Genomic DNA, 6,954 nt, shown 5'->3' on the forward strand with positions numbered 1-6,954 from the left:
CTGAACTTCTATCTTTCAGCGGTAGATAGTTTGGTAAAAGCAGATGACGACAAACCCACTATTGGCATATTGCTTTGCAGAGATAAAAAGAAAATAGAAACTGAATTTGCTTTGCGTGATATTTCAAAACCAATGGGCGTAAGCGAATTCACTTTAACTGAAGCATTACCAGACAACTTGAAAGGTGATTTGCCAACAGTGGAAGAATTAGAGTCAGAACTCGAAAAAAGAGAATTAGACGAGTAAGTGATTACGAAATAACAACCCACGCGAAAGCCATACACATTTGCAATTCACACGAGCCAGCCCTCAGACCAAAAATTGCAAAAGAGTATGTCTTGCCGACGCTGAGTTCAAACGAAAACTGTAGCAAATTTGAAAAGATAAATTACAAATGAAGAAAAAAGCCAGTGCCTAACATTATAGGAATTAAAGCCCAGTTGAGCACAAAAAAACGGTAGAAGGATACAAGTCCCCGCTACCGTTTTTTTTATGCTTATTTTCAAATGCCAGCGCTCAATTGGGTTTTAATCCTTGTTGGGCTAAGCCCTTTATACCAGCCTGCCAACCTAAGGGCGTTTAATGTTTTGCATTCGGTTCATGAAGTACAGTTTGCACCGGGTTGTGGCATTTTTTAATCTTGTTGTACTGGTTTGTTTTTGGATATTCCGGAGTAAGCTGACCCCCTTACCAAACCTTGGTTAAATTTATGTTTTTAGCATGACATTCCGGCGGATGTTGACCCCTTAAAATGTTTTTTCAGGAAGAATGTTGCTCCGGCAAAAACATATTATTATTTTCAATAATCTTTGAAATCAACTATATTTAAAAAAAACTATAGCTTTTTAAACAAACTGACGTTAGCGGTAATTGTAAAACGGCACATCAATAAGAAATGGAAGAGCAAAAACCTATAGGAAAACCAGAAAAATTTTGGGATATAGTTTCCAGGCGTTTTGTTAATTCCACGCGGACAATGAATAGTGCTGCACTGCAAACTATTAAAAAAGATGTCAACAAGTTTTTCAAATCCACAGACATTGTGTTGGACTTTGGTTGTGGACCAGGTGACATAACCCTTGTAATAGCTCAAAACGCACAAAAGGTTTACGCTACCGATATTTCAACAGGAATGATTGACGCTGCTAAAAAAAAAGCAAGCGAACAAAACATCAGTAACATAAAGTTTACTAGAACTAACCTATTTGACGGAAAATTTCAATCAAATTCATTTGACAAAATAACAGCTTTCAATGTGCTACAATACATTGAAGACAAAAAACAACTGTATAGTAAAATCCACGAACTGCTAAAACCTCAAGGATTGTTTATTTCAGCAACTGCTTGTTTGCGTGAAAGAAAATCGGCACTTCGGTTTTTAATGGCAGGGCTGACAAAGTTGAAGATTGTGCCTAAAATATTTCTCTATAAAACATCGGAACTTGAAAACGAAATGAAAGGTGCGGGCTTTAAAATTATCGAGGCGACTAACATTGCAAAAGTTCCTGAACGGTTTATCATTGCACAAAAGGACTAAATTTGGCTTTTGTAATTTATTTAATAAAGAGTGTGATTTTAGAAAATATTACAGTTTGGAAATGAAGATAATAAACTCAAAAATAGAAAAAACTACCGCTAGTATAAAGCAATTGGCGTTCGTGAGTAATTGTGTGTTAGTTTGGGTAATCGAACACCGCCAAATCTTTGATTTGGCTTTAGATATGAAAAGATAAACACAAATATAAGCTTTGGCTCTGAGGTGTTTTGAAAGATTTTCTCGTTAAATCTCCGCACGCTTCATCCAGTGAACGTTAGCCACAAGCTGAAAAAACGAACTTAACAATGAAATTAGACAGAAAAAAACATTGGGAAACAGTTTATGAAACTAAAAATCCTGACCAGGTAAGTTGGACACAAGAAACACCAAAAACCTCACTTGAATTTATACATTCATTCGGACTAAAGAAAACTGCGAAAATAATAGATATTGGTGGTGGAGATAGTAAACTTGTCGATTCTCTGCTTGATGAAGGCTTTGAAAATATTAGTGTTCTAGACATTTCTTCCAAATCACTTGAAAAAGCAAAAAAACGGCTAGGAGAAAAAGCAAACAAAGTAAATTGGATTGTAAGTGATATCACAGAATTTGAACCCAATATGACTTTTGATGTTTGGCACGATAGAGCAACATTTCATTTTCTTACTACGTCTGAACAAATAAAAAAATATATTAAAACCGCAAGAAAATCTGTGAACGGATTCTTGACAATTGGAACCTTTTCAAAAAATGGACCTAAAAAATGTAGCGGACTTGAGATAAAACAATACAATGAAGAAGATTTAACAGCGGAATTGAAAGATGGTTTTGACAAAATTAAATGCGTAAGAGAAGACCATTTAACACCTTTTGACACAATGCAGAACTTCCTGTTTTGTAGTTTTAAAAGACAAAACATTATAGGAATTAAAGCCCAGTTGAGCAAAAAAAAGCGGTAGCGGGATACAATCCCCGCTACCGTTTTTTTTATGCTTATTTTCAAATGCCAGCGCTCAATTGGGTTTTAATCCTTGTTGGGCTAAGCCCTTTATACCAGCCTGCCAACCTAAGGGCGTTTAATGTTTTGCATTCGGTTCATGAAGTGCAGTTTGCAAGGGGTTGTGGCATTTTTTAATCTTGTTGTACTGGTTTGTTTTTGGATATTCCGGAGTAAGCTGACCCCCTTACCAAACCTTGGTTAAATTTATGTTTTTAGCATGGCATTCCGGCGGATGTTGACCCCTTAAAATGTTTTTTGAGGAAAACATATTGCACCAGGCAAAAACATATTATTATTTTCAATAATTTTTCAAATCAACTATATTTAACAAAAACCATAGCAGCTTAAATAGTTTTTAGACAAACTGCCGTTAGCAACCATTTGGGATTAATCAATTCTTTACCGAAAAAATAAGAATCCAATGCACAATAATAACAAGAGCGAAACTCCAATTCTCCAAAGAATAATTGATATTGGGCCTAATAAGGAGTTTTCTGTTACTGAAATCAGGTATTTGCGGGTAACAAACATTGCCTCTATTCTGGGTGCTTTATTTATGGCAATTTGGATGATAATGGCCATTTTACTTACAAACGCACCAATTATTTACGGAAGCAATGGGTTGATGGGATTGATGTTTCTCCTTGTGTTAATTTTTAATGGAAAAGGTTGGCGCGTACTTGCTTCAACGTGGCTTAGTATATCATCATATATTGGCGTTCTATTATTTCTTTACTTACTAGGATACTCTTCAGGCGTTGCAGTCATTTTTTTCTTAATCATCATAATACCTTATATGACTTTCCCGCGTAAGGCAAGGAAAATAGCCCATGGTTTCGGTTTACTTGCTGGCTTGACTTTGATTGTTACAGTTTTGCTTCAATCAAAATTAAATGCGCAATATGATGTGATGGACCCATATGTATTACAAGTTGTTAATATAAGTGTAACAGGTTTCATTTGTCTCACTCTTATATGGAGTTTGTCAGTCTTGATTGATAGATCAGAGGAATCCTTATTGGTTGAGCAGAAAAAATCAGATGATCTTCTTCACAATATTCTACCAGCAAACATAATTAGAGACTTAAAAGAAAGCGGTAAGACCATTCCTAAAAGACATAAGAATGTCACTATCCTATTTACTGACTTCGTGGGCTTTACAGAGCTTGTATCATCCATATCGGCAATCACTTTGGTCAATGAACTGAATGACATTTTTGGTCGATTCGATCAAATAATGGAAGAAACGGAAGTTGAAAAGATTGAAACAATTGGTGATGCATATATGGCAGCATGTGGCCTTGAAAAAGAAATGACAAAACACGCTGCAAACTGTATTAGAGCAGCACAAATGATGCTATCCTACCTTGAGAAGAGAAATAAAAGCCATGAAATAATTTGGAAAATGAGGGTTGGGATACATTCAGGAACTGCAGTAGCAGGTGTTGTAGGCAAAAAGAAATTTGCATACGACCTTTTTGGAGACACGATAAATACAGCCAGCAGAATAGAATCCGCTGGTGAGGCAGGTAAAATCAATATATCTTCATCCACCTATGAACTGATTAAAAACGACTTTACATGTCTTTCTCGTGGAAAGATCTTTGCCAAGGGAAAAGGGGAATTGGAAATGTATTTTGTGAAATAAACCGTAGCTAACCATTAAGCATCGAATTTGGCTTTAGGCCAGATAGGTGCATAGTGTTGAATTGACTTCCATTTTTCATGAGCACGCTACTTATAGGGTGGAATTGATATGTGGGGTTTGTCCTTATTCCGGGAAATAAATTATATGAATAAAGTATTCCCCGGATAATAACTATACGTTGATTATATTGCCGCTGGATTAGTCTCTTTTAATCGAACTGAGGTAAATAACTAATTTATCTGCCAAATAGATAGATTAAATATTAGTTAATACCTATTTCTACACCTAAATTCAAATTAAAACGTTGGTATGTTCCTGAATTATCTTCGTCATAATTACGAAAATATCTGTTGTATCCTGGTGATAAGGTAATTCCAATAAAGTCACTTACTTTATATTTGAAAATAAGAGAAGATTGCCACCCTGCAGAACACTTTGGGTAGTGCGTACCTATTTCTTTAAAAGCAGTACTCGTTGTTTCTCCATCGTTTTTTGTGGTATTAAAACTGTGGTAAGTATTATACTCAGTCACTATACCCGTAGAAATAAATGTTTGAAACTTTGAATTTAACCCTATCAGCAAGTAATCAGCCATAAGGTTTATATCCAAATAATTAAGATGTGTATCTGTATACTTCATCGAACTAGAACTTGATGTAGCTGCCGACAACCAATTTTGACGATAGGCCTGACGGTGAAAACCAAATTGAATTCTTGGCCTTAAACGATCAGTAACCATATAGGCTGCTTCTAGATTTATGTTATATCGAGGACCTTTATCTTCAAACGAATAGTCTGCTGTAGGTGTTTGCTGGTAGGCATTCTGATAATAATCAATCCCTGAACTAATCCCAAAAAATACTTTTCCATTATCAACATTCTTTTTTACATTCTCAGTTTCCTGTGCCGTACAAAATACAGGTAGCATAAATAAGGCACATGCCAAAGTAATTAACTTCATTTATTTATTATTTAGTTATGTGAATTGTTTTGAACTATTCGTAGAAAACAATGCGAATGTATACCTGAATATAAAACATACAAAGAAATTCCAACCAACAAGCATTTATTTTCGACATAAGAAGTGATATAATCGATAAGATGGTGGCTTTTTTGTGCAACTTTCTGCAGGTTGCAGTTGAATAGAATTTCTAAAAAAAGTGCAGTTGAGATCTTATTTGTCAATTATATTTTTAATTTAGCTGAACAAAATATAAAGACCACAGTCGATGTGTAGACATGTGATGTGTTATTTCTGACTAGTTGTGCAACATTAAAAAATCCCAAACCCAAAATGAATAAACTGTGGATTATACTATTCTTTTTAAGCACTTTCCCTTCATTTGGGCAAACTAAATTGTAAGTTTTCTAACGAGCTTTGCTTTGTTACAACAATTTAGACTTGAGTACTTTTACTAAGTTCCGGACCGGTGGCCGTATCCTTGGTTGTGTATGTGTTGTCTTTTGTAACCCTTTCAATTGCCAAAACCACGTATAATTTCACTATAATGATTAAATTTATGCGTCTGAATATAATAACATGTTAACTGAGGAGCCGGATACGGGAAATCTGTACGTCCGGATCTGTGGGGGATAGGTGGAGTAATCCGCTATTCTATCCCGATTAGCGGTTATTAAAGCGTACGGATACCTAGTATTACTATTAAAACTAGCAAAATGAAAACACTGAATTTTGACGAAGGATTTATTTTTTTAACGTTAATATTTTTGAGTGTCTCTTTGTATGCCCAGGAGAATGATTCAATATTATTAAAAGGTATTATTGTTGATACTGAAGGACAACCATTACCAGGAGCACAAATTTTAGAAAGTGGAACAACAAATGGTACGTCAACAAATATTGATGGTTATTTTGAATTGAAAGTACCTAAAGGAGCTAAAGTTAATGTCTCATTCGTAGGGATGACAAATATTGAGATTGAAAATGTCAATTTTAGCAATATAAAAGTAAATCTGTCACAGGGCTTAATAGAGTTTTGCTGTATTAATCATATAATGTCTCATTGCGCAATGACTATAAAGGAAATGCAGAAACTATCGAAGAAACACAAGTGTTCATTTAAATAGCAATTTACTATGATTAAAGTTGGATTGTGTGCCATAATTTTTTTAGCGGCTCTTTATATAGGTTCTGGAGGATATATAATTCTGCAAAATGAGCAATTGTATGAAAAAGCAAATACTCTTGAAAAAAAGGAAGTTACTTACCATGGAATAAAATTCTATAATAAAGAGACAATGAATGCTGCGAGAGAACAAGAATTAATAATAAGTGTATACCCATACGCTATGAAAATTCCCTCTTTTCTATGTTTCTTATTAACCGCAATCTCGTTTGGTATAATTGGTGCTTTGGGAAAAGTTATTAATGATACTATTCATAAAAAGACAAAATTTAAAGACACCCCTAATCTGTTATTAGTCCCAATACAAGGTGGAATTATAGGTATCATTATACTAGGAATATCTTATACAATACCAATTATTCTAACAAATGACAATGTAAGTCTAAAACCAATTACAATTGTTTTTCTGAGTTTATTTGGTGGAATTTTCTACCTAAATTTTTATGACTGGTTTGCACATATGATTAATAAAGTTCTATTTTCAAAAGATGATAATAATAAATAGGAATAGGAGCGGTCTGCAATGCCTGTCCCGAAAGTCGGGAACCCAGCGATTATTCCAGGTTGAACTACAACCCGGCTTTAATACCTGCCAGGTATTTTAATCGGGTTTTTTGCGTTT

General features: G+C 34.6%; 7 protein-coding genes. 6 read left to right on the plus strand and 1 reads right to left on the minus strand.

Translation table 11 applies throughout. The features are described from left to right. From ACT29I_RS25450 to ACT29I_RS25465, 4 genes are all read left to right on the plus strand, one after another. A partial coding sequence (locus tag ACT29I_RS25450) for a PDDEXK nuclease domain-containing protein (protein WP_444794830.1) occupies positions 1–246 on the plus strand: 246 nt, incomplete at its 5' end. A 649-nt stretch (positions 247–895) separates the two neighbouring features. Then, a complete protein-coding gene (locus tag ACT29I_RS25455) occupies positions 896–1,537 on the plus strand; it encodes a class I SAM-dependent methyltransferase (RefSeq protein ID WP_430935655.1) in 642 nt (213 codons plus the stop codon). Positions 1,538–1,842: 305 nt separating this feature from the next. Further along, positions 1,843–2,496, plus strand: a complete 654-nt coding sequence (locus ACT29I_RS25460) for a class I SAM-dependent methyltransferase (RefSeq protein WP_430935653.1) — start codon at positions 1,843–1,845, stop codon at positions 2,494–2,496. Between the two features lie 462 nt (positions 2,497–2,958). Then, positions 2,959–4,185 carry an adenylate/guanylate cyclase domain-containing protein gene (locus ACT29I_RS25465; RefSeq protein WP_430935651.1) on the plus strand — a complete coding sequence of 409 codons (1,227 nt, stop codon included), beginning with the start codon at positions 2,959–2,961 and terminating at the stop codon, positions 4,183–4,185. 262 nt (positions 4,186–4,447) lie between these two features. On the opposite strand, the gene ACT29I_RS25470 is transcribed toward ACT29I_RS25465, so the two are convergent. Further along, a complete protein-coding gene (locus ACT29I_RS25470) occupies positions 4,448–5,146 on the minus strand; it encodes a hypothetical protein (RefSeq protein ID WP_430935649.1) in 699 nt (232 codons plus the stop codon). Positions 5,147–5,862: 716 nt separating this feature from the next. On the opposite strand from ACT29I_RS25470, the gene ACT29I_RS25475 reads away from it, so the two are divergent. Then, positions 5,863–6,273, plus strand: a complete 411-nt coding sequence (locus tag ACT29I_RS25475; protein WP_444794831.1) for a carboxypeptidase-like regulatory domain-containing protein — start codon at positions 5,863–5,865, stop codon at positions 6,271–6,273. Between the two features lie 9 nt (positions 6,274–6,282). After that, positions 6,283–6,837, plus strand: a complete 555-nt coding sequence (locus tag ACT29I_RS25480; RefSeq protein WP_430935646.1) for a hypothetical protein — start codon at positions 6,283–6,285, stop codon at positions 6,835–6,837. The last annotated feature ends 117 nt before the right edge of the window (positions 6,838–6,954 follow it).

This window comes from Saccharicrinis sp. GN24d3, from assembly GCF_052400645.1.
GTDB lineage: Bacteria > Bacteroidota > Bacteroidia > Bacteroidales > Marinilabiliaceae > Saccharicrinis.

Bases quoted from the DNA above. Each gene is read 5' to 3' on its own strand.
- ACT29I_RS25465 (WP_430935651.1), top strand. From the start codon at position 2,959: ATGCACAATAATAACAAGAGCGAAACTCCAATTCTCCAAAGAATAATT.
- ACT29I_RS25460 (WP_430935653.1), top strand. From the start codon at position 1,843: ATGAAATTAGACAGAAAAAAACATTGGGAAACAGTTTATGAAACTAAA.
- ACT29I_RS25455 (WP_430935655.1), top strand. From the start codon at position 896: ATGGAAGAGCAAAAACCTATAGGAAAACCAGAAAAATTTTGGGATATA.
- ACT29I_RS25480 (WP_430935646.1), top strand. From the start codon at position 6,283: ATGATTAAAGTTGGATTGTGTGCCATAATTTTTTTAGCGGCTCTTTAT.
- ACT29I_RS25475 (WP_444794831.1), top strand. From the start codon at position 5,863: ATGAAAACACTGAATTTTGACGAAGGATTTATTTTTTTAACGTTAATA.
- ACT29I_RS25470 (WP_430935649.1), bottom strand. From the start codon at position 5,146: ATGAAGTTAATTACTTTGGCATGTGCCTTATTTATGCTACCTGTATTT.